The 21,885-nt window shown below is 69.8% G+C and carries 16 protein-coding genes; 11 read left to right on the forward strand and 5 right to left on the reverse strand.

Annotated elements, in window-relative coordinates; all coding sequences use genetic code 11:
* Positions 1-191: 191 nt before the first annotated feature.
* On the forward strand, positions 192-599 hold the full coding sequence (locus AC07DS_RS07555; protein ID WP_186581811.1) for an ATP-binding protein: 408 nt from the start codon (positions 192-194) through the stop codon (positions 597-599).
* Positions 600-849: 250 nt separating this feature from the next.
* Positions 850-3,489, forward strand: a complete 2,640-nt coding sequence (locus AC07DS_RS07560) for a SpoIIE family protein phosphatase (protein WP_479143516.1) — start codon at positions 850-852, stop codon at positions 3,487-3,489.
* 64 nt (positions 3,490-3,553) lie between these two features.
* Here the strand turns inward: AC07DS_RS07560 and AC07DS_RS07565 are convergent, their stop codons facing one another.
* Positions 3,554-5,104, reverse strand: a complete 1,551-nt coding sequence (locus tag AC07DS_RS07565) for a hypothetical protein (RefSeq protein WP_479143518.1) — start codon at positions 5,102-5,104, stop codon at positions 3,554-3,556.
* Between the two features lie 81 nt (positions 5,105-5,185).
* On the opposite strand from AC07DS_RS07565, the gene AC07DS_RS07570 reads away from it, so the two are divergent.
* Together AC07DS_RS07570 and AC07DS_RS07575 are read left to right on the forward strand one after the other, a co-directional pair.
* Positions 5,186-6,271 (forward strand): glycoside hydrolase family 18 protein, encoded by a 1,086-nt coding sequence (locus tag AC07DS_RS07570; protein WP_479143520.1) that lies wholly within the window; start codon positions 5,186-5,188, stop codon positions 6,269-6,271.
* 37 nt (positions 6,272-6,308) lie between these two features.
* Positions 6,309-6,617, forward strand: coding sequence for a hypothetical protein (locus tag AC07DS_RS07575; RefSeq protein ID WP_479143522.1), 309 nt, complete (start codon positions 6,309-6,311; stop codon positions 6,615-6,617).
* Here the strand turns inward: AC07DS_RS07575 and AC07DS_RS07580 are convergent.
* The 4 genes from AC07DS_RS07580 to AC07DS_RS07595 are packed head-to-tail and all read right to left on the reverse strand — an operon-like array spanning position 6,598 to position 10,442.
* Positions 6,598-7,368 (reverse strand): succinate dehydrogenase/fumarate reductase iron-sulfur subunit, encoded by a 771-nt coding sequence (locus AC07DS_RS07580; RefSeq protein WP_479143523.1) that lies wholly within the window; start codon positions 7,366-7,368, stop codon positions 6,598-6,600. The genes AC07DS_RS07575 and AC07DS_RS07580 overlap by 20 nt on opposite strands.
* On the reverse strand, positions 7,365-9,293 hold the full coding sequence (locus tag AC07DS_RS07585; protein ID WP_479143525.1) for a fumarate reductase/succinate dehydrogenase flavoprotein subunit: 1,929 nt from the start codon (positions 9,291-9,293) through the stop codon (positions 7,365-7,367). The genes AC07DS_RS07580 and AC07DS_RS07585 overlap by 4 nt, the downstream gene beginning before the upstream one ends.
* Positions 9,294-9,307: 14 nt before the next feature.
* Positions 9,308-10,129 (reverse strand): hypothetical protein, encoded by an 822-nt coding sequence (locus AC07DS_RS07590; protein ID WP_479143527.1) that lies wholly within the window; start codon positions 10,127-10,129, stop codon positions 9,308-9,310.
* A gap of 22 nt (positions 10,130-10,151) precedes the next feature.
* On the reverse strand, positions 10,152-10,442 hold the full coding sequence (locus AC07DS_RS07595) for a hypothetical protein (protein WP_479143528.1): 291 nt from the start codon (positions 10,440-10,442) through the stop codon (positions 10,152-10,154).
* Between the two features lie 287 nt (positions 10,443-10,729).
* Between AC07DS_RS07595 and AC07DS_RS07600 the strand changes: the two genes are divergently transcribed.
* From AC07DS_RS07600 to AC07DS_RS07630, 7 genes are all read left to right on the forward strand, one after another.
* Positions 10,730-13,069 carry an ABC transporter family substrate-binding protein gene (locus tag AC07DS_RS07600; RefSeq protein ID WP_479143530.1) on the forward strand — a complete coding sequence of 780 codons (2,340 nt, stop codon included), beginning with the start codon at positions 10,730-10,732 and terminating at the stop codon, positions 13,067-13,069.
* A gap of 141 nt (positions 13,070-13,210) precedes the next feature.
* Positions 13,211-15,118, forward strand: a complete 1,908-nt coding sequence (gene typA / locus AC07DS_RS07605; RefSeq protein ID WP_479143532.1) for a translational GTPase TypA — start codon at positions 13,211-13,213, stop codon at positions 15,116-15,118.
* Positions 15,119-15,531: 413 nt separating this feature from the next.
* The gene (locus tag AC07DS_RS07610) at positions 15,532-16,578 is read left to right on the forward strand and encodes an ABC transporter permease (protein ID WP_479143535.1); all 1,047 of its coding nucleotides are present in this window, start codon (positions 15,532-15,534) and stop codon (positions 16,576-16,578) included.
* Between the two features lie 102 nt (positions 16,579-16,680).
* Positions 16,681-18,477, forward strand: a complete 1,797-nt coding sequence (locus AC07DS_RS07615) for an ABC transporter substrate-binding protein (RefSeq protein ID WP_479143537.1) — start codon at positions 16,681-16,683, stop codon at positions 18,475-18,477.
* Positions 18,478-18,576: 99 nt separating this feature from the next.
* The gene (locus AC07DS_RS07620) at positions 18,577-19,554 is read left to right on the forward strand and encodes an ABC transporter permease (protein WP_479143539.1); all 978 of its coding nucleotides are present in this window, start codon (positions 18,577-18,579) and stop codon (positions 19,552-19,554) included.
* A gap of 15 nt (positions 19,555-19,569) precedes the next feature.
* Entirely contained in the window at positions 19,570-20,631 is a 1,062-nt protein-coding gene (locus tag AC07DS_RS07625) for an ABC transporter ATP-binding protein (RefSeq protein ID WP_479143541.1), read from the forward strand.
* A gap of 13 nt (positions 20,632-20,644) precedes the next feature.
* Complete coding sequence (locus AC07DS_RS07630; RefSeq protein ID WP_479143543.1) at positions 20,645-21,754, forward strand: ABC transporter ATP-binding protein; 1,110 nt, start codon at positions 20,645-20,647, stop codon at positions 21,752-21,754.
* Positions 21,755-21,885 lie beyond the last annotated feature (131 nt).

A 21,885-nucleotide genomic window follows, 5' to 3' on the forward strand; every position in this document is an offset into this window, starting at 1 on the left:
GCAATCCCGCAGGCGCCCGACAGCCGTACCGCGCGAGTTCTCAGGCGTACTCGGTCCCATGCGGCGCGCACGCGGCGCGTACGCCGTTCGTGCCACCATGCGCCCTTCCGCGCGGTAGTGCTTCCCGGATACCGGGTATGTCCCCATTAACCCCATGAAACCGGACATGGGTAGGCTCGTTGGCCTGGGAAGTGATCGGCGTGATCGACACCGAAGGCGACTGCGCCGAGTGGACCTTTCCCGCGGAACCAGGCGCCGTGCGCACCGCCCGCGCCGCGGTCCGGGGCCGGTTGTGCGGCTGGGGTCTCGACTGTCTCGCCGATCTGGCCGCGCTGCTGGTCAGTGAGCTGGTGACGAACTCCCTGCGGCATGCGACCGGGCCGATCGGCGTACGGCTGGTGCGCCCCGCCGGACTCGGCGACACGCTGCTGGTCGAGGTCTCCGACCCGCTCCCGGACCCGCCGCGCGAGCGCGTCGCCCACCCCGAGGACGAGAGCGGCCGCGGTCTGCAACTGGTCGCCGACTCCTCGCGCCGCTGGGGCACCAGGCCCGGCGACACCGGAAAGACCGTCTGGTTCGAACTGGCGGTGCCCGGGTGAGCCTGGTGTGCAGGCCGCCGTGCGCCGCCCATGCTGCGATGCGCGCCCGACACAGGGGTGGGACTGCGTGATTCGAGGGCGTGTTCCCTGGTTAGAAGACTGGTTGTGTTCTCGCAGTCAGGTCCGAAAAGCACCTGGACCGAGCTGTGATCGTGAACACCGTGTCGTGCGGCGCCGTAGTGCTGGATACTGCGGGCAGCCGCCCCCGGTGACCGGTGCCGGGCGCGGTGAGCTGGAGGGGACGGTTCGCGTGAGCGAGATACCAGCGAAGGCCACGGAGTCCGAGGACCCGTCGGGCGGCGCGAGGAACCAGGCCGCACAGACCGCGGTGCCCGGCGACGCCATGTGGCAGAGCAGTCCGCCCGGCTCGATCTACGACTACATCAGGGTCGCGTCCTTCGCCATCGGTCCCGGCGGGGTGGTCGACCAGTGGAGCCTGCGCGCCGAGCAGCTCTTCGGGATCCCCGCCGAACGCGCCGTGGGCATGGACCCCATCGAGGCCTTCATCGATCCCGACCTGCGCGAGCACGGTCAGCGGAAGATGGCCGAAATCCTCGATGGGCGGGAGTGGACCGGGGTGGTCCCCTTCCGGATGCCGGACCGGCCGGACGGGGCGCGCGGCGAGGAGGGGCTCGCCGAGGTCTACGTCATGCCCACCCGGACCGCCGAGGGTGAAAAGGCCGCCGTCTGCATAGTGGTGGACGTCCGCACCCTGCGCAGCATCGAGACCGACCTCGCCGCTTCGCAGGCGATTTTCGGTCAATCCCCGTTCGGCTTCCTGCTGATCGACATAGACCTCAGGGTGCGCCGCGCCAACATGCGCTTCGCCTCCATCTTCGGCGGAAGCCCGGACGACCACCGTGGCAAGGGAGTTCACGACTACCTCCCGCGCGCCGAGGCCGAGCGGGTTTCGGCCACCCTGCGCCGGGTGCTGGAGACCGGCGACTCCATCACCGACATGCATGTCACGGGCTTCGTCCCGGGCTCCGAGGAGCGTCGGCACTGGTCCGTCAACCTCTACCGCGTGCACAGCGGCAGCGGCCGCCCCATCGGCATCGCCTGGCTCGGCACCGACATCACCGCCCGCCGTGCCGCAGCCCGCGAGGCGGCCGCGGCGCGGCGCAATCTCGCCCTGCTCAACGAGGCCGGCGCGCGCATAGGCAACTCCCTGGACCTGGAGACCACGGCCCGCGAACTCCTCGATGTCGTCGTCCCCGGGTTCTGCGACCTCGCCACCGTCGACCTCTACCAGGGCCTGCTCGCCGGTGACGAGACCCCGCCCGGCCTCGCCGACGGCAGCGCGGCGCTGCGCCGTGTCGCCTTCGCCAGTGCCGTCTCGGACGCGCCGTTCAGCGGCTCGGGCGAGCCCGTCGCGGTCGGCGCGGTCCACCACTTCCCGTTCAACTCGCCCTGCGCGGACGCCCTGCGCACCGCCCGTCCGCAGCGTGTCCCCGCCGAGGACGGCGGTCTCGTGCAGTCCATGCTGGTGGTGCCGATGGTCGCCCACGACACCGTCGTGGGGCTCGCCCAGTTCGCCCGCACGAAGGGCAGTGAGCCGTTCGGCGACCGCGACCGGGATCTGGCGGTGGAGCTGGCCGCGCGGGCCGCCGTCTGCATCGACAACGCCCGCCTGTACCGCCGGGAGCACGAACGCGCGCTGATACTGCAGCGGTCCCTGCTCCCGCCCGGCGACCCCGAGGCGTCCGGCCTCGACATCGCGTGCCGCTACCTGCCCGGCAACGCGGCGACGGAGGTCGGCGGCGACTGGTTCGACGTGATCGAACTGCCCGGCCACCGCACGGCCCTGGTGGTCGGGGACGTCATGGGCCGCGGTCTGCGCGCCGCGGTCGCGATGGGCGAACTCCGCACGGCCGTCCGCACGCTGGCCCTGCTCGACCTCGAACCGGCCGAAGTCCTCTCGGCGTTGGACGAGATCGCTCGCGGCCTCGGCACCCCCGGCGGCGTCCAGCAGGCCACCCGCGCCGCCCGCCAGCCCCGCGACGCCGACCTCTCCGAGGTCTACCTCGCCACCTGCGTGTACGCGGTCTACGACTCGGTGACCAGACGCTGCACGTTCGCCAACGCCGGCCACCTTCCCCCGGTGCTGGTGGAACCCGGCGAGGCGGCCCTGATGCTCGACGTGCCGCCGGGCATGCCGCTGGGCGTGGGCGGCGAGCCCTTCGAGGAGGTGGAGGTCGAACTCCCGGAGGGCGCCCTGCTCGCCCTCTACACGGACGGCCTGGTCGAATCCCGCGACCACCCCCTGGACGAGGGCCTCCAGGCCTTCGTCGGCGCGCTGACCGACCCCGCCCACCCGTCACCCGACCACCACCCCTCGACGACGGCGCTGCGCGCCGACACCCATCGAAACCTGGAGGACGTCTGCGACCACGTCCTCAACACCCTCGACACCCACCACGGCGAGGACGACATCGCCCTGCTGATGGCCCGGGTCCAGGGCCTGCCCGCCGACTCCGTCGGCGACTGGACGCTGCCGCGCGAGCCCCGCAGTGTGGGGCGGGCCCGTGAGTTCGCCCGCGCACAGCTGCTCAGCTGGGACATGGAGCCGCTGGTCGACACCACGGAACTCCTGGTCAGCGAGCTGGTCACCAACGCGCTGCGCTACGGCGAGGGCGAGATCAGGCTGCGGTTGCTGCTGGACCGCACCCTGGTCTGCGAGGTCTGGGACTCCGGCCTGGTCCAGCCGCGCCGCCGCCGCGCCCGCGACACCGACGAGGGGGGCCGGGGCCTGCAACTGGTCGGCCTGCTCAGCGCGGCATGGGGCTCGCGGCGTACCCCGCGCGGCAAGACCGTCTGGTTCGAACTCCCGCTCCCCGGCGGCGAGAGCAGTCTGACGGACCCGGCGGAGGCGCTGCTCAGCCTCTTCTGACGAGCCGGTCAGGGGGGCTCAGCCTCCCGGACCCCCGTGTCCCGCCCGACTCGCCCGGCCGCGGCTAGCGGAGAGGCCGGCGCGCCCGCGTCTCCGGGCCGCCGAAGCCGGCCGGGGGACCGCCGTCCGGCTCCTCGGCCAGCAGGATTCCGCCGAGGACGGCGCCGGCGAGACCGGTGGCGTGGCCGTCGGCGTACGGGTTCCCGTGGGTCCGCACATCGCGTTCGGCCAGATCGCGGGCCTCTCGGGCGAGTACGTCCGCGTCGGCACCCGAGCCGAGGGCCCGTTCCGCCTCCGCCAGCCGTGCCCGCGCCTCCGCGCCCACCGCCCCCCGGTGCACCGCGATGAAGTCCTCGGCCCCGCCGGCCGCGCTGCGTGACACGAGCCGCGCGGCCGCCCCCAGCACCCCGGACCGCCCCACCTCCAGCCGCTCCACCGCCCGGGCGATGCGCCGCAGTGCGTCCAGCGGGTCGTACGGGCCGGCGGTCAGCTCCGTGCGTACGGCGGCCAGCACCCCGTCGGCATGGGCGATCCGCGCGTGCAGCTCGCCGGGGGCCACCAGGGCCCGCCCGCCGTTCCGCCGTGCCTCGGCGATCTCCGCCTCCCCGCCGGTCAGCGCGGCCGGCACCAGCGCGGCCGCCTCCCGCAGCTGTACCGCGAGCAGCTCGACCCCGCCGACGAGAACACCGGCCTGGGCGACGCCCCCTTCGGCCGCGCGCAGCCGGCGAACCGCCCGCTGCCCGTCCCCCGAATCGGCCGCCTGACGCGACTCGTTGAGCTGCGACGTGGCGAACACCAGCCGGTCCTTGGCCTGTTCGACATAGCCGGTGACGGGAGCGCCGGCCGAGGGCGCGTACCGCCGGTGCAGCTCCGCCGCCGTTGCCTGGGCCGCCGCCGTCCGCGCGGCCAGCTCCCGGAACCGCCCCTCGGCGACCTCCAGCGCCGCACCCACCCCCTGCTCCAGCCCCCGCAGCCGGTCCAGCCCCTCCGCCTCGGCATCCAGTCGCCGCCCCGCCTCGGCGCACCGCCCGATCACCCCCACCAGCGCCTGCCGCCGGGCACTCTCGTCCCCCGGAACCCCCTCCTCGTAGCGCCGCCATATCGCGAACGCGGCCGACAGCTCGGTCTCCGCGGCCCGCAGGGCGTGCCCGAACGGCTCGACCGCCTTGCTCCCGAACAGCTCCTCGACGAAGGGAAGTTCCTCCCTGCTGCCGCGTACGCAGTCGTCGGCCAGCACCAGCGCGGCACGCGCCTGCCGCTCGTTCTCGAGCGCGGTGGGCACGGGCGGCACCGCCGACACCACACCCGGCGTCGTCCGGGTCCGGGCCCGCCGGGTGCGCCGCAGATAGCCGTATCCGGCCAGCGCTCCGGCCGCACCGACGGCCACCAGGGGCATGAGGAGATCGGTGACGGACGTCCCGCCCTGCTGCGCCGCGGCGGCGCTCGCGACCGGCCCGGCCGGGGAGACGGGAACCGGATCGTGCTCGCCGGCCGTCATCACCGGCAACACCAGCCACCCGGCCCCCACGAACGCACCCAGCACGGCATGCGTCACCCGCACCGGTATGTGCGCCTTGGCACGCCGGGGCCGGCCCCGGATCAGGGAGGACCTCACATTTTGGAGCGTATGGGCAGGTAGGCGGCTTCGCGAGTGGGGCGGATACGGCTGGGGGACGAGACGGACCAGGGGGCAGGATTGAACGAGGAGAAGACCGGAGAAGCGGCGGGCCCGGAGGCCGCCGACGGAGAGACCCTCCCGCAGGTGCCACGGTCACGCCGTCGGCGCCGCCGCGTCGTCATCGTCGTCACCACCGCACTGCTCCTCCTGATCCTGCCCGTCCTCGCCGCGGAGACGGCCCTCCGCCTCAACTACAGCGGCGACCCCGCCAAGGGCACCCGTACCCGGAGCCGCGACGCCCTCTGGCTCGGCCACGCCTGGGTCGACGGCCGCAAGACCGACCAGGACGTCGAAGCCCTCGCCCACCGCCTGCAGGGCACCGGCATCCGCGACCTGTACGTCCACTCGGGCCCGCTGGAACACGACGGCACCCTGCCCGAGTCGGCCTACCCGAAGGCGCGTTGGCTGATCAGAGCCGTTCACCGGGAGATGCCCGGCATCCGTGTCCAGGCCTGGCTGGGCGACAAGCTGGCCGGTGAGACCCCGGACGGTCTGCACCTGGAGCGGGCCGCCACCCGCACCGCCGTCGTCGCCTCGACCCGCCGCATCCTGGCCGCCGGCTTCGAGGGCGCCCACTTCGACCTGGAGCCCCTGCACTCCGGCGACAGCGACTACCTCTCCCTCCTGGACGACCTCCGCGCGCTCACCCACGCCCACCACGCGCTGCTGTCCGTCGCGGCCCACCAGATAGACCCGCTGCCGGCGTTCCACTCCTTCTGGGGCGCGACCACCGGCCACCCCAAGTGGTGGTCACAAGCCTACTTCGGGCAGGTGGCCCGCCGAGTGGACCAGATCGCCGTGATGTCGTACGACACGATGCAGCCGCTGGAGAGCCTGTACGGCGGCTACGTGGCCCAGCAGACCAGCCTCGCCCTGGAGGTCACCCCGGACACCACCGACCTCCTGATGGGCCTGCCCTTCTACCACGAGAACCGCTTCGGCCACCGGGCCCGCGCGGAGACCGTCCCGGCCGCCGTACGCGGTGTCCGCCTGGGCCTGTCCCGCACCGACGCCGACCGGGCCCGCTTCGGCGTCGCCCTGTACGTCGACTTCGCGGCGACCGAGGGGGACTGGCGGGCGTACCGCAAGGACTGGGCCGGATGACTACCGAGGCGGGCATTCCGGTGGAACGATGATCGTCATGCACATGTACTTGGTGGTGGCGGCATGGCTGGCCGTGGCGCTGTTCGCGGCGGCCGGCATCGCGTCCGTCGTGGCGGACTGGGTGCCGTGGCCCGCCCGCCGCCGGGTGGTACGGCCGCGGCTGTGGGGGTACGGCACCCTGGTCACGACCCTCGGGCTGAGCCTGCTCCTGCTGGTGGAGCCGTCCGACGCCGCCGGGTTCGGCGACGTCGCGTTCTTCGGCTATATCGCGCTCTTCCTGGCCGGATTCATCATCCAGGTCCGCGCCCAGAGCCCCGGCCGGGACACTACGAAGACCTCCTCCTGATCTTCGACCCCAGCCAGACCAGCGGGTCGTACTTGCGGTCCACCGCGCGCTCCTTCAGCGGGATCAGCGCGTTGTCCGTGATCTTGATGCCCTCCGGGCAGACCTCCGTGCAGCACTTGGTGATGTTGCAGTAGCCGAGGCCGTGCTCGTCCTGGGCGGTGCCCTTGCGGTCCAGGCCGGTCTCCTCCGCCGCGTCCAGCGGGTGCATGTCCAGCTCCGCGACCCGCATGAGGAAGCGCGGCCCGGCGAACGCCTGCTTGTTCTCCTCGTGGTCGCGGACGACGTGGCAGGTGTTCTGGCACAGGAAGCACTCGATGCACTTGCGGAACTCCTGCGAGCGGTCCACGTCCTCCTGGAACATGCGGTACTCGCCCGGGCCCACTCCGGCGGGGGGCACGAAGGACGGAACCTCCCTGGCCTTCTGGTAGTTGAAGCCGACGTCGGTCACCAGGTCCCGGATCACCGGGAAGGCGCGCAGCGGCGTGACGGTGATCGTCTCGTCCCGGGTGAACACCGACATGCGCGTCATGCACATCAGCCGGGGGCGCCCGTTGATCTCCGCCGAGCACGAACCGCACTTGCCCGCCTTGCAGTTCCAGCGCACGGCGAGGTCGGGCGCCTGGGTCGCCTGGAGCCGGTGGATGATGTCCAGCACCACCTCCCCGTCGTGGACCTCGACCCCGAAGTCCTCCAGGCCGCCGCCCTCGTCGTCACCCCGCCACACCTTGAAGCGGGCCTCGTAGCTGCTCACTCGTACAGCTCCTCTTCGGCGAGGTACTTGACCAGCTCCTCCTTCTCGAAGAGGGCGAGCAGGTCCGGGCGGATGGGTTCGGTGCTCTCCCGGGTAAGCCGGATCTGGCCGCGCGCGGGATCGGTCGCCGCGAGACCCGCGGCGGGGTCGGCGAGCGAGCACAGCAGGTTCGCGTTGCGCCAGGCGCGGTCCATCGTCGGATGGTCCTCGCGGGTGTGGCCGCCGCGCGACTCGGTGCGCTCCAGCGCGGCCCGTGCCACGCACTCGCTGACCAGCAGCATGTTTCGCAGGTCGAGGGCGAGATGCCAGCCCGGGTTGAACTGGCGGTGCCCCTCGACACCGGCCCGCCGGGCTCGTACGCGCAGCTCGGCCAGCTTCCGCAGGGCCTGCTCCATCTCGCCCTCGCGGCGGATGATGCCGACCAGGTCGTTCATGGTCTGCTGGAGTTCCTGGTGCAGGGTGTACGGGTTCTCGGGCGGGCCCGCCTCCTCCTGGGGCCGGGCGGAGAAGGGCCGCAGGGCCTCCGCGGCCGCCGTGTCGACCTGGGCGTCGGCGACGCGGGGGCGCTCGGCCGCGCCCGCCGCGTACTCGGCCGCGTGCCAGCCGGCCCGGCGCCCGAACACCAGCAGGTCGGAGAGCGAGTTGCCGCCCAGCCGGTTGGAGCCGTGCATACCGCCCGCGACCTCACCCGCCGCGAACAGCCCCGGCACCCCGCGGGCCGCCGCCGTCTCGGAGTCGACCGCGATGCCGCCCATCACGTAGTGGCAGGTCGGCCCGACCTCCATCGGCTCCGCCGTGATGTCGACGTCCGCCAGCTCCTTGAACTGGTGGTACATGGAGGGCAGCCGGCGCTTGATCACCTCGGCCGGCATACGCGTCGACACGTCCAGGAAGACCCCGCCGTGCGGGGAGCCGCGGCCCGCCTTCACCTCGGAGTTGATCGCCCGGGCCACCTCGTCGCGGGGGAGCAGCTCCGGGGGACGCCGGTTGTGGTCCGGGTCGTCGTACCAGCGGTCGCCCTCCTCCTCCGACTCGGCGTACTTCTCCTTGAAGACGTCGGGGATGTAGTCGAACATGAACCGCTTGCCCTCGGAGTTGCGCAGCACCCCGCCGTCGCCGCGCACCGACTCGGTGACGAGGATGCCCTTCACCGACGGCGGCCAGACCATGCCGGTCGGATGGAACTGCACGAACTCCATGTTCAGCAGCGGCGCCCCGGCGAGCAGCGCCAGCGCGTGCCCGTCGCCCGTGTACTCCCACGAGTTGGACGTCACCTTGAAGGACTTGCCGATCCCGCCGGTCGCCACGACCACCGCGGGCGCCTCGAGGACGAAGAAGCGGCCGGACTCGCGGTCGTACGCGAAGACCCCGGAGATCCGCTCGCCGTCCTTCAGGACCCTGGTGACCGTGCACTCCTGGAAGACCTTCAGCCGGGACTCGTAGTCCCCGGTCTCCCTCCGGTCCTCCTGCTGCAGCGCGACGATCTTCTGCTGGAGGGTGCGGATCAGCTCCAGACCCGTACGGTCGCCCACGTGCGCGAGCCGCGGGTACTCGTGGCCGCCGAAGTTGCGCTGCGAGATCTTCCCGTCCTTCGTACGGTCGAACAGCGCGCCCCAGGTCTCCAGTTCCCACACCCGGTCCGGGGCCTCCTGCGCGTGCAGTTCGGCCATCCGCCACTGGTTGAGGAACTTGCCGCCACGCAGGGTGTCGCGGAAGTGGACCTGCCAGTTGTCGTGCTCGTTGACGTTGGCCATGGCCGCCGCGATGCCGCCCTCGGCCATCACCGTGTGCGCCTTGCCGAACAGCGACTTGCAGATCACCGCCGTACGGGCGCCCCGCTCCCGCGCCTCGATCGCGGCCCGCAGCCCGGCGCCGCCGGCACCGACCACGACGACGTCCCACTCCTGCCGGTCCACCACGGACATCAGTCAGTCCCTCACTAGAAGAAGCGCGGATCGTCGAAGACTCCGGACGCGACGAGATAGACGTAGAAGTCGGCGAGCGCCACGCTCAGCAGCGACGCCCAGGCGAGCTGCATGTGCCGGGCGTTGAGCCTTCCGACGAACTGCCACGCCTTGTAGCGCACGGGATGCTTCGAGAAGTGCTTGAGCTTGCCGCCGACGATGTGCCGGCAGGAGTGGCAGGAGATCGTGTACGCCCAGATCAGCACGATGTTGACCAGGAAGACCAGGGTGCCGAGGCCCATGTGGCCCCAGCGGTAGTGCTCGTCGCGGAAGGACAGCACGGTGTCGTAGGTCAGCACGCCGGCGACCAGCAGGGCGGCGAAGAAGAAGTACCGGTGGACGTTCTGCAGGATCAGCGGGAAGCGGCTCTCCCCGGTGTACGTACGGTGCGGCTCGGCCACCGCGCAGGCGGGCGGGGACGCCCAGAAGCTGCGGTAGTAGGCCTTGCGGTAGTAGTAGCAGGTCAGCCGGAAGCCGAGCGGGAAGATCAGGATGATGACGGCGGGGGAGATGGCCCACCAGCTCCCGAAGAGGTCGGCGTTCGGCCCCGCGTGCATGGTCGCGCAGTTCTGCGCCAGGCACGGCGAGTAGAACGGGGAGACGTACGGCGCCGCGTAGTAGTGCGCGTTCGCGAAGGCCCGCCAGGTCGAGTAGACGACGAAGGCGAACAGACCGGCCGCGGTGACGGCGGGCGCCAGCCACCAGCGGTCGGTCCGCAGATGCGGTGCGTCGATCGCGGCGCGCGTACGCGAACGTACGCCGCCGCTGTTCTGTTGGGGTTCCGTACCAGTCGCCAAGGGGGACTCCGGTCGGTTCGGTTCAGGGAGCGTGCCGGTCGCTGGCGCCCAGGCCTTCGTCGTCAGAGTCCGTCCACAGGCTGATGTCGTACGGCGTGTCGGAGATGGTGACGAGGTCGGGCCGGCTCGGGGTGCCCGGGCTGCGGGCTGCGTCCCGCAGCAGTGCCAGGCTCTCGCGCAGATGGTCGGCGTCCATCCGGACCCGGCGCATCTCCAGGCCACCGGTGCCCAGCTGCTTCTCCAGGCGCCCGAGCGACCGGTACAGATCGTCGAGGCTGCGCTGGACGGTTGTCAGTTCGTCGTGCACGGACATGACTTGCCCTCACTTCCACGGGTCCTGCGGGCCCTGGGCGGCAACGTTCATGCGCCTTGGAGTGTTGCGCGTCACACCTGTCGCTGTGAAGACATGTGCATCGATTGGCGGAGTCGCGTGGGTGCATCTCCGGGTGTGTTGCGCCGCACGGGTGGCTTACTTTCCGTCGTCGCCGTGTCGCCCGCTGTTGCCGGATCCTTTCCTCTTCACTGGGCGCATAGATCTGATCAGCTCCATATACGGCCAAAAGTGATCATAACGCCCGCGGCTTCCCGGAGGTAGCAGAGATGTCCCACGACGGCGTCGGCGCTGGGCAGCGCCCCGAAGGGGCGCGGGGCGCCATCGACATGCGGCTCCGCCGCGGGGCACGACCGGCCACCACGGAGCCGCAGACGGCCGACGACGCATCGGGGCCCCGCGACGCAGTCGCACCTCGGCACAGCCAGCGGAGCGTCCTGCGCTCGGCCGCGTTCCTCACCGCGGGGGCCCTCGCGGCGTCCCTGCTCGCCGGCTGCGGCTCCGACGAGCAGCCGAGCCGGCCCCTGGCCGGGCAGGACATCGACCCCGTCGCCCGCGACCAGGTGGCCGAGGGCGGCACTCTGAAGTGGGCCGTGGACGCCGTACCGGAGACCCTGAACTCGTTTCAGGCGGACGCCGACGCGGGCACCAACCGGGTCGCCCAGGCCGTGCTGCCGTCGATGTTCCGCCTCGACGCCACCGGGCGCCCGGTGGCCAACCCCGCCTATCTGGAGTCCGCCAAGGTCATCGAGACCGAGCCGCGCCAGGTCGTGCTGTACAAGCTGAACCAGCAGGCCGTCTGGAGCGACGGCCGGGAGATCGGCGCCGCCGACTTCGTCGCCCAGTGGCGCGCCCTGTCCGGAAAGGACAGCGCCTACTGGACCGCCCGCAACGCCGGCTACGACCGCATCGAGAAGATCGAGCGCGGCGCGAACGACCTCCAGGTCCGCGTCACCTTCTCCCGGCCCTACGCCGACTGGAAGTCGCTGTTCTCCCCGCTGTACCCGAAGGACGTCATGGGCACCCCGGACGCCTTCAACGACGGCGCCCGCCGCAAGCTGAACGTCACCGCGGGCCCCTTCAAGGTCGAGAAGGTCGACACCGCCGCCAAGGACATCGTCCTCACCCGCAACCCGCGCTGGTGGGGCAAGCCCGCCAAGCTCAACGAGATCGTGCTGCACGCCGTGGACCGCGACAAGCGGGCGGCGGCGCTCGCCGACGGAACCGTGGACCTCGCCGACATCGACCCGGCCGAGGCCGAGCGGATCAACCTCGCCTCCCGCCAGGGCGGCACCGGCACCCCGCTGCAGGGGGCCGGCAAGACCTCCGCCAAGAAGCTGCGCTCCTGGGCCCTCGCGCACGGCTTCGACTCCGACGAGGTCAAGGCCGGCAAGAAGAAGCTGAGCCGGGCCATCACCCGGTACCTGGAGCAGCAGGAGAAGCTGCACGCCTTCGACGTCCGCAAGTCGCTGGAGCCCGCCTACACCCAGCTCGCCCTCAACGGTGCCGAGGGCCCCCTCGCCGACGAGCGGGTCCGCCGGGCCGTCGCCCACGCGATCGACCGCGAGGAACTGGCCAAGCTCGTGCTGACCCCGCTCGGCCTGCCGGCCGTCCCGGTCGGCAGTCACCTCGCCCTGTCCGGTCAGGCCGACTACGTCGACAACAGCGGCGCCCTGGGCGGCGTGGACACCAAGGAGGCCGCGGCACTGCTCGCGGACGCCGGCTGGGTGCTCGGCGGACCGGTCAAGGAGGAGAAGAAGACCGAGAAGGCGGCCGGTGCCGAGAGCACGAAGAAGAAGCAGAAGGAGGAGGACGAGTCCGACGGCGGCGACGACGGCCAGTACATCGTCGGCGAGGACGACAAGGGCACGGACGGCAAGGGCAAGCACCACGAGTCGGCCGAGGAGAAGCGGGAGAAGGGCGACGAGGGCGGCAAGCACCTCTCGCAGGACGGCAAGCAGTACAACGGCGGTCAGGGCGGCGCGCCCGGCGCCTACGCCCCGAAGGGTACGGCGGCCCCGGCCGGTGCCATGACCGGTCCGCTGGCCAAGGACGGCAAGGCGCTCGCCCTGCGCTTCGTGCTCCCCTCGGGGCCCGGCTCCGAGACCCTGAACTCCGTCGCCGAGCGGATCGCGGCGATGCTCGACAGGGTGGGCATCCGCACCACGATCATCAAGGTCTCCGACGAGAGCTACTTCAAGGACCACGTCGCCGCGGGCGACTACGACCTCGCCCTGTACTCCTGGCCGTCCTCGGCCTTCCCCGCCACCGACGCCCGGCCGATCTACGCCAAGCCGGTTCCGGCCGCCGACGGCTCGGTGAACGTCGAGCAGAACTTCACCCGGGTCGGCACCGACCAGGTCGACCAGCTCTTCGACCAGGCCGCCTCGGCGCTGGACGAGGACGAGGCGCGGGCCCTGATCCGCAAGGCGGACTCCCGGATCTGGGCGACGGCCGGTTCCATCCCCCTCTACCAGCGCCCGCAGCTGGTCGGAGCCCGAAAGGACCTGGTCAACGCGGGTGCGTTCGGGTTCCAGACACCCGTCTACGAGGACATGGGATTCCTCAAGAAGGGCGCCAAGGTCTCGCCGAGTCCGTCCGGCAGCTGAGACCGCCTTGGCCCTGGGGAGGCCGACCCCCTCAGGGCCACGTAACATGGGGTGAGGCCGTGGCATGTCAAGCCCGGCAGGGCCCGCGTCACACGGACGTACGCAGAGGGCCTTCCTCACACTCCGGGAGTACGTCGCAATATGGCCACGCGCCACGACATCCGCAACGTCGCCATCGTCGCTCACGTCGACCACGGCAAGACGACCATCGTCGACGGCATGCTGAAGCAGGCCGGTGCCTTCGCCGCCCACCAGCTCGAGCAGGTCGACGACCGAGTCATGGACTCGAACGACCTGGAGCGTGAGAAGGGCATCACGATCCTCGCCAAGAACACGGCGGTGAAGTACCACCCCAAGGACGGCGGCGAGCCGATCACCATCAACATCATCGACACCCCCGGCCACGCCGACTTCGGCGGCGAGGTCGAACGCGGCCTGTCGATGGTCGACGGCGTCGTGCTGCTGGTGGACGCCTCCGAGGGCCCGCTGCCGCAGACCCGCTTCGTGCTGCGCAAGGCCCTGCAGCAGCGCCTGCCCGTCATCCTGTGCATCAACAAGACGGACCGCCCGGACTCCCGCATCGACGAGGTCGTCAACGAGACCTACGACCTCTTCCTCGACCTGGACGCGGACGAGGAGCAGATCGAGTTCCCGATCGTCTACGCCTGCGGCCGTGACGGCGTCGCCTCGCTGACCAAGCCGGACAACGGCACGGTCCCGTCGGACTCCACCAGCCTGGAGCCGTTCTTCTCCACGATCCTGGCGCACATCCCGGCCCCGACGTACGACGAGGAAGCCCCGCTCCAGGCCCACGTCACCAACCTGGACGCCGACAACTTCCTCGGCCGTATCGCGCTGCTCCGCGTCGAGCAGGGCGAGCTGCGCAAGGGCCAGACGGTGGCCTGGATCAAGCGCGACGGGTCGATCAGCAACGTCCGGATCACCGAGCTGATGATGACCGAGGCGCTCACCCGCAAGCCGGCGGAGGTGGCCGGTCCGGGTGACATCTGCGCCGTCGCCGGTATCCCGGAGATCATGATCGGCGAGACCCTCGCCGACACCGAGAACCCGGTCCCGCTCCCGCTGATCACGGTCGACGAGCCGGCCATCTCCATGGTCATCGGCACCAACACCTCCCCGCTGGTCGGCCGCGGCGGCACCGGCAAGGGCGCCGACGCGAAGGCGGTGGTCAAGGACCGCAAGGTCACCGCCCGCCAGGTCAAGGACCGCCTGGACCGTGAGCTGATCGGTAACGTCTCGCTCCGCGTGCTCGACACCGAGCGCCCGGACGCCTGGGAGGTCCAGGGCCGTGGTGAGCTGGCGCTCGCCATCCTGGTCGAGCAGATGCGCCGCGAGGGCTTCGAGCTGACCATCGGCAAGCCCCAGGTCGTCACCAAGCAGGTCGACGGCAAGACCTACGAGCCCGTCGAGCGCATGACGATCGACGTGCCCGAGGAGCACATGGGCGCCGTCACGCAGCTCATGGGCGTCCGCAAGGGCCGGATGGACAACATGTCGAACCACGGCTCCGGCTGGGTGCGCATGGAGTTCGTGGTGCCCTCCCGCGGTCTGATCGGCTTCCGTACCGAATTCCTGACCCAGACCCGCGGCACGGGCATCGGCCACTCCATCCACGAGGGCTTCGAGCCCTGGTTCGGCACGCTCCAGACCCGCAACAACGGTTCCCTGGTCGCCGACCGCTCCGGCGCCGTCACCGCGTTCGCGATGACGAACCTCCAGGAGCGCGGCGTCCTGTTCACCGACCCGGGCACCGAGGTGTACGAGGGCATGATCGTCGGTGAGAACTCGCGCTCCGACGACATGGACGTGAACATCACCAAGGAGAAGAAGCTCACGAACATGCGGTCGTCCTCGGCCGACTCGTTCGAGGCCATCGTCCCGCCGCGCAAGCTCTCCCTGGAGCAGTCCCTGGAGTTCTGCCGCGACGACGAGTGCGTGGAGGTCACCCCGGAGGCGGTCCGCATCCGCAAGGTGAACCTGGACGCCCGCGAGCGCGCCCGCGCCGCGAGCCGCGCCAAGCACGGCTGACGCCTCCTGAGACCCCGTAGGACCCGGTCCTCCGCCTACCGGAGGGCCGGGCCTTCGGCGTACCCGCAGGTATGGACGTGCCGCGCGCGGGTATTCATGCGCTGGACCGATCCGGTCAGCGGGGCGATGTGGGGGCGAGTGTTCGCATACCGGGGACCTGCGCGTCAAGTTTCGGACATGTAAACGGGAAAACGGGACAGGTTGTCCGTTTTGCCGGACTGCGTCAGTTCATGTCAAGCGCGTACAGGTGTCGATCTTTGCAATTTTTGCTCAAAATATTGAACGTAGGGACATCCCTATGTCGTCCGCCCTTGACGCGCGTTGAACACATTGGCGAAAGTTCCCCCAAACCGCAGAACTCTCCGGTATCTGCGCTGCGCTCGACTCTCCAACCCCCCGGGGGAAGAACACACATGACCAGTCCCGCCAAGGCTGAAGGCTCCGGGCCGTCGGTTGCCTTGGAGCCCGAACTCGAGACGAAGCCCACTCCTGCCAAGGAGGAGAAGACGCTCGAGGGTCGCTCTCCCGGCCAGTTGATGTGGCAGCGCTTCAAGCGTGACCGTACCGGTGTCATCTGCGCCGCGATAGTGATTTTCTACTTCGTGGTCGCGCTGGCCGCGCCGCTGCTGACCAAGCTCAGCGGGACGGACCCGTACGCGCTGTACGGGCAGGACCCCAGCTACCAGGACACCCCCGTCCTGGACGACTTCGGTCTGCCGCTCGGTTACTTCGGCGGTCTGTCCGGAACGCACTGGTTCGGCGTCGAGCCGCAGTACGGCCGCGACATCTTCGCGATGCTGGTGTACGGCATGCGCACCTCGCTGTTCATGGCGCTCGGCGTGACCGTCCTGATGATGGTCACGGGCATCATCCTCGGACTGATCGGCGGCTACTTCGGGGGCAGGACCGACTACTGGATCGGCCGGGTCACCGACTTCTTCCTCGCCTTCCCGCAGCAGCTCTTCTTCATCGCCTTCATGCCCGTGGTGACCGCGTTCTTCGTGGACCCGCGGGAGGAGACCCCGACGTACTTCCGCGCTGTGGCGATGCTGATCGTGCTCTGGGTGCTCGGCTGGATGGGTATGGCCCGACTGGTCCGCTCGACCGTGCTGTCCCTGCGCGAGCGTGAGTTCGTGGAGGCCGCCAAGGTCTCCGGTGCCTCGCCCTGGCGGATCGTCCGCAAGGAGATCCTGCCGAACGTGGTGACGCCGATCCTGGTGCAGTTCACGTACAACCTGCCCAGCACCATCCTCACCATTGCCTTCCTCTCCTTCGCGGGCGTCGGCTTCGTCGAGCCGACCCCGGACTGGGGACGGCTGTTCGCCAACGGCGCCAAGTACGCCGAGCAGGACCCGTCGTTCATCTTCTTCCCGGGTGTGGCGCTGGTGATCTTCGTCCTGGCCTTCAATCTCCTCGGAGACTCGGTGCGGGACGCGTTCGACCCCAAGTCCGGGCGGTAGTTCGTCCGCTGGAGGGGGGATGACTGCCACCCCCGAGTCGGCCTACCAGCCGCGTCAGGCAGTACTCATGGATAACAACCGACAGGTAGGTGCATTCGCCTCATGAAGTCGTTCAGCTCGCGCAGAGCGCAGGCCATCGTCGTCGCCATCGCGGCCGGTTCCCTCGCGCTCACCGGGTGCTCCGAGAACAAGGGCACCAACACCGGCGCGAACTCCAAGAAGGACCAGAAGGAAGCCTCGGTCCAGTCGAAGGCGGTCAAGTACGTCGACGCTGCCGGCTCCACCGGTCCGGCCGCGGAGATCGCCGGTGCCCAGAGCGGCGGCACCATCACGGTCTACCAGGAGGCGGGCCTCTCGCACCTGGACCCGGGCCAGACCTACGTCTCCGACGCCGGCCAGGTCGCCAACCTGCTCTTCCGTCGCCTGACCCAGTTCCAGGAGGACGACAAGGGCAACATCTCGGTCGCGGGTGACCTGGCGACCGACTCCGGCAAGATGTCGGACGGCGGCAAGACCTGGACGTTCACCCTCAAGGACGGCATCAAGGACGCCAAGGGCAACGTCATCACGTCCGCCGACGTCCGCCACTCCGTCGAGCGTCTGTACGCGAAGTTCATCTTCGACGGCCCGACCTACCTGCAGACCTGGCTGAGCGGCGCCGACTACCGCAAGGCGCTGCCGGACGGTGGCTTCGGCAAGAAGCACCTGCCGAAGTCGGTCCTGGACACGCCGGACGACAAGACGGTCGTCTTCCACTTCGACCAGCCGCGTCCGGACCTGCCGCAGACCCTGGCCATGGCCGGCTACGCCATCGTCCCGGCGAAGGACGACACCAAGGAGAAGTACGACAAGACCCCGGTCGCCACCGGTCCGTACAAGATCCAGTCGTACAAGAACGGCAAGTCCCTGGTGCTCGTCAAGAACAGCAACTGGGACCCGAAGACCGACTCCGTGCGCCACCAGTACGTGGACGGCTTCAACTTCCAGTTCGGCGTCACCGAGTCGACCCAGACCAAGCGTCTGATCGCCGACCAGGGCGACGACAAGAACGCCATCCAGCTCACCGGCGGCGTCGAGGCCACGCAGATCCAGGACGTCATCAAGAACCCGGCCGTCAACAAGCGCACGGTCAAGGGCTACCAGCCCTACGTGATGCAGCTGACGTTCAACCTGGACCGCGTGAAGAACCTCAAGGTCCGTCAGGCCATCTCCTACGCGGTGAACTCCAAGTCGCTCATCGCCGGTGAGGGCGGTGTCTACGGCGGCGACGTGGCCCCGAACTACTTCGCGCCGACCCTGCCGGGCTACGAGGCCAAGTACGACCCGTACGGCCGTCTGGCGACGCCGCAGGGCAACATCGCCAAGGCCAAGGAGCTCCTCAAGAGCGTCCCGGCGGCCGAGAAGAAGGTCGTCTTCGCCTACGGCAACAGCGAGAACGGCCAGAAGCGCAAGGTCGCCATCGAGGACGCGCTGACCAAGGCCGGCTTCGACGTCGTCTCCAAGGAGGTCGACGCCGCCAGCTACTACGAGCAGATCGGCAAGCTGAACAACCCGTACGACATGTACATCACGGGCTGGGGCCAGGACTACCCGACCCCGTCCACCGTGGTCACGCCGGTCTACGACGGCTCCCAGGTCGCCGACGGTGCGCCGAACTACTCGCACGTCAAGGACCCGAAGGTCGACGCCCTCATCAAGAAGGCGCTGACCCAGCAGCCGGCCGCGGCCGCGAAGACCTGGAAGGAAGCCCAGCACTACCTGATGGAGAAGGTCCTGCCGGCCGCTCCGCTGTGGTACACCAAGCAGTTCCAGCTCTCCGGGTCCAACGTGGGCGGCGCCCGCTACGGGTCGGTGTCGAGCCTCATCGACATCAACCACCTGTTCCTGAAGAAGTCGTAACTCTCTACGGCTGATCGCGGGGACGCGCACCAGGCGGAGCGCGTCCCCGCACCTCCGTGAAACCTCCCACTCGTCTCCGCAGAGAGCAGCCCTCCCGCCATGCTTCAGTTCATCATCCGGCGCACGGTCGGTGCCCTGGTCACCCTGTTCCTCATTTCCGCCGCGACGTTCTTCCTGTTTGTCGCCGCACCTTCCGATTACGCCTCCCTGGCCTGTGGCAAGGACTGCTCTCCTCAGAGACTGGAGGACATCCGCCAGGCCCTCGGTCTCAACCTGCCCATCGTCCAGCAGTTCTGGGACTTCATGACCGGCATCGTGATGGGCCGTGACTTCCCGACCGGACACTGCAGCGCCCCGTGCCTCGGGCAGTCGTTCTACTCGGGCGACATGGTCTGGGGCACGATCATGGACCGCTTCCCGACGACGCTGACCCTCACCCTCGGTGGTGCGGTCGTCTTCCTCGTGGTCGGTGTGGGCGCCGGCATGATCGCCGCCTTCCGGCGAGGCTCGATGGTGGACAAGATCGCCACGGGCGCGTCGATGGTGCTCAGCTCGTTCCAGATCTACTTCCTGGGTCCGATCGTCCTGATCATCTTCGTCTACAGCACGGGCTGGATGGAGAACCCCCAGTACGTGCCGATCACCCAGGACCCGTGGGGCTGGTTCACCGGCATGCTGCTGCCCACGCTGGTGATGGCCACCATCTTCACCGCGCAGTACACCCGTATGGCACGTTCCTCGATGATCGAGCAGCTCGCCGAGGAGCACGTCCGCACCGCCCGCGCGAAGGGCATGTCGCGCAAGTACGTCTTCTTCCGTTACGCCTGGCGCGGCTCGATGATCCCGATCGTCACCGTGCTCGGTATCGACCTCAGCAGCATGCTCGGCGGTGCCGTCGTCACCGAGATCACCTTCTCCCTCCAGGGAATCGGTCGGCTCGCGGTGGACGGCGCGGTCCACAAGGACCTCCCGCTGACCATGGGCGTCATGTTGTTCGGTGCCTTCTTCATCCTGCTCTTCAACATCCTCACCGACATCGCGTACGCCTGGATCGACCCGCGCGTCCGGCTCTCCTAGGAAGAACGAACCACCGTGACCACACTGACCAAGACCGAGGGCACTCCGGCCCCGACCGGTGCGGAGAGCTTCCTGTCGGTCCGCGATCTGAAGGTGCAGTTCTCCACCGAGGACGGCATCGTCAGGGCCGTCGACGGCCTCTCCTTCGACGTCGAGCGCGGCAAGACCCTGGGCATCGTGGGCGAGTCCGGCTCCGGCAAGTCCGTCACCAACCTGACGATCCTGGGCCTGCACAACCCCCGCACCTCGACCGTCGACGGCGAGATCGTCCTCGACGGCAAGGAACTCGTCACCGCCAAAGAGAAGGAGCTCGAGCAGCTCCGCGGCAACAAGATGGCGATGATCTTCCAGGACCCGCTGACCGCGCTGTCGCCGTTCTACACGGTGGGCCGCCAGCTGTCCGAGCCGTTCATGAAGCACCGCGGCGCCTCCAAGAAGGAGGCGAAGGACCGGGCCATCCAGATGCTGGAGAAGGTCGGCATCCCGCAGCCCAAGGTCCGCTTCGACGACTACCCGCACCAGTTCTCCGGCGGTATGCGCCAGCGCGCGATGATCGCCATGGCGCTGATGTGCGACCCCGACCTGCTGATCGCCGACGAGCCGACCACCGCGCTCGACGTGACCGTGCAGGCGCAGATCCTGGACCTGCTCAAGGACCTGCAGCAGGAGTTCGGCTCCGCGATCATCTTCATCACCCACGACCTGGGCGTCATCTCCCACATGGCCGACGACCTGCTGGTGATGTACGCCGGCCGGGCCGTGGAGCGCGGCAGCGTCCGCGAGGTGCTGCACGAGCCGAAGCACCCCTACACCTGGGGCCTGCTCAGCTCGATGCCGCGCCTGGACGGCGACCTGCACGAGAAGCTGTCGCCGATCCCCGGCAGCCCGCCCTCGCTGCTCAACCCGCCGTCGGGCTGCCGCTTCCACCCGCGCTGCGCGTTCAAGGACGAGGTGCAGGGCAGCCTCTGCTCGGACACCCGTCCGGCGCTGGCCGACGGACGCGCCGCCGCGTGCCACCTCACGGCCGAGCAGAAGCAGACCATCTTCATCGACCAGATCCAGCCCCGGCTGCGCTAGGGAGAACCGAGACATGAGCGACAACCTCACCCTCCCCGAGCAGCAGGGTTCCACCACGACCTCGTCGGAGACCCTCCTCGAGGTCAAGGGCCTGACCAAGCACTTCCCGATCTACGGCGGCTTTCCGATCAAGCGGAAGGTCGGCGCGGTGCAGGCCGTCGACGGCATCGACCTGACGGTCGGCGTCGGCGAGAGCGTCGGTCTGGTCGGCGAGTCCGGCTGCGGCAAGTCGACCACGGGCCGGCTCATCACCCGCCTGCTGGAGCCGACCGGCGGCAGCATCACCTACGCCGGGCAGGACATCACCCGGGCCTCGCGCCGTCAGCTGGCGCCCGTGCGGTCCGAGATCCAGATGATCTTCCAGGACCCGTACTCCTCGCTGAACCCGCGCCAGACCGTCGGCACGATCATCAAGTCGCCGATGGAGGTCAACGGGATCGAGCCCGCGGGCGGCCGGGAGAAGAAGGTCCGGGAGCTGCTGGAGCTCGTCGGCCTGAACCCGGAGCACTACAACCGCTTCCCGCACGAGTTCTCCGGCGGCCAGCGTCAGCGCATCGGCGTCGCCCGTGCCCTGGCGCTGAACCCGAAGCTGATCGTGGCGGACGAGCCGGTCTCCGCGCTCGACGTGTCCATCCAGGCGCAGGTGGTGAACCTGCTCCAGGAGGTCCAGAAGGAACTGGGCATCGCGTTCCTGTTCATCGCCCACGACCTCGCCATCGTGCGGCACTTCTCGCAGCGCGTCGCAGTGATGTACCTCGGCAAGGTGGTCGAGGTCGGCGACCGGGAGGCGATCTACAACCGCCCCCGCCACCCGTACACGCACGCCCTGCTGTCGGCCGTCCCCGAGGTCGGGGTCGAGGACGAGGACCGCGAGCGGATCCGGCTCTCCGGTGACGTCCCGTCGCCGATCTCCCCGCCGTCCGGCTGCCGCTTCCGCACCCGCTGCTGGAAGGCCCAGGACAAGTGCGCGAGCGAGGAGCCGCCGCTGGTCCAGATCTCCGGGAACCGGGACGGCCACCTGACGGCCTGCCACTTCCCGGAGGAGCCGACCACTCACCGTGACGAGGACGTCGTCCTCGACCCGGCGCTGAAGTCGCTGGAGGAGCACGCCTCCGAGGACTGATCCGCGGCCGTTGCCACGGTGATGATCTCGGGACTGGGGGGGGGGGGGGGGGGGGGGGGGGGGGGGGAGGAGGCCCGGCGGGGGGTGGGGGCGGGGGGCGAGTCGGCGGGGGCGGTGCACAGCTCGCGTGC

Source organism: Streptomyces sp. NPDC044064 (assembly GCF_056434245.1).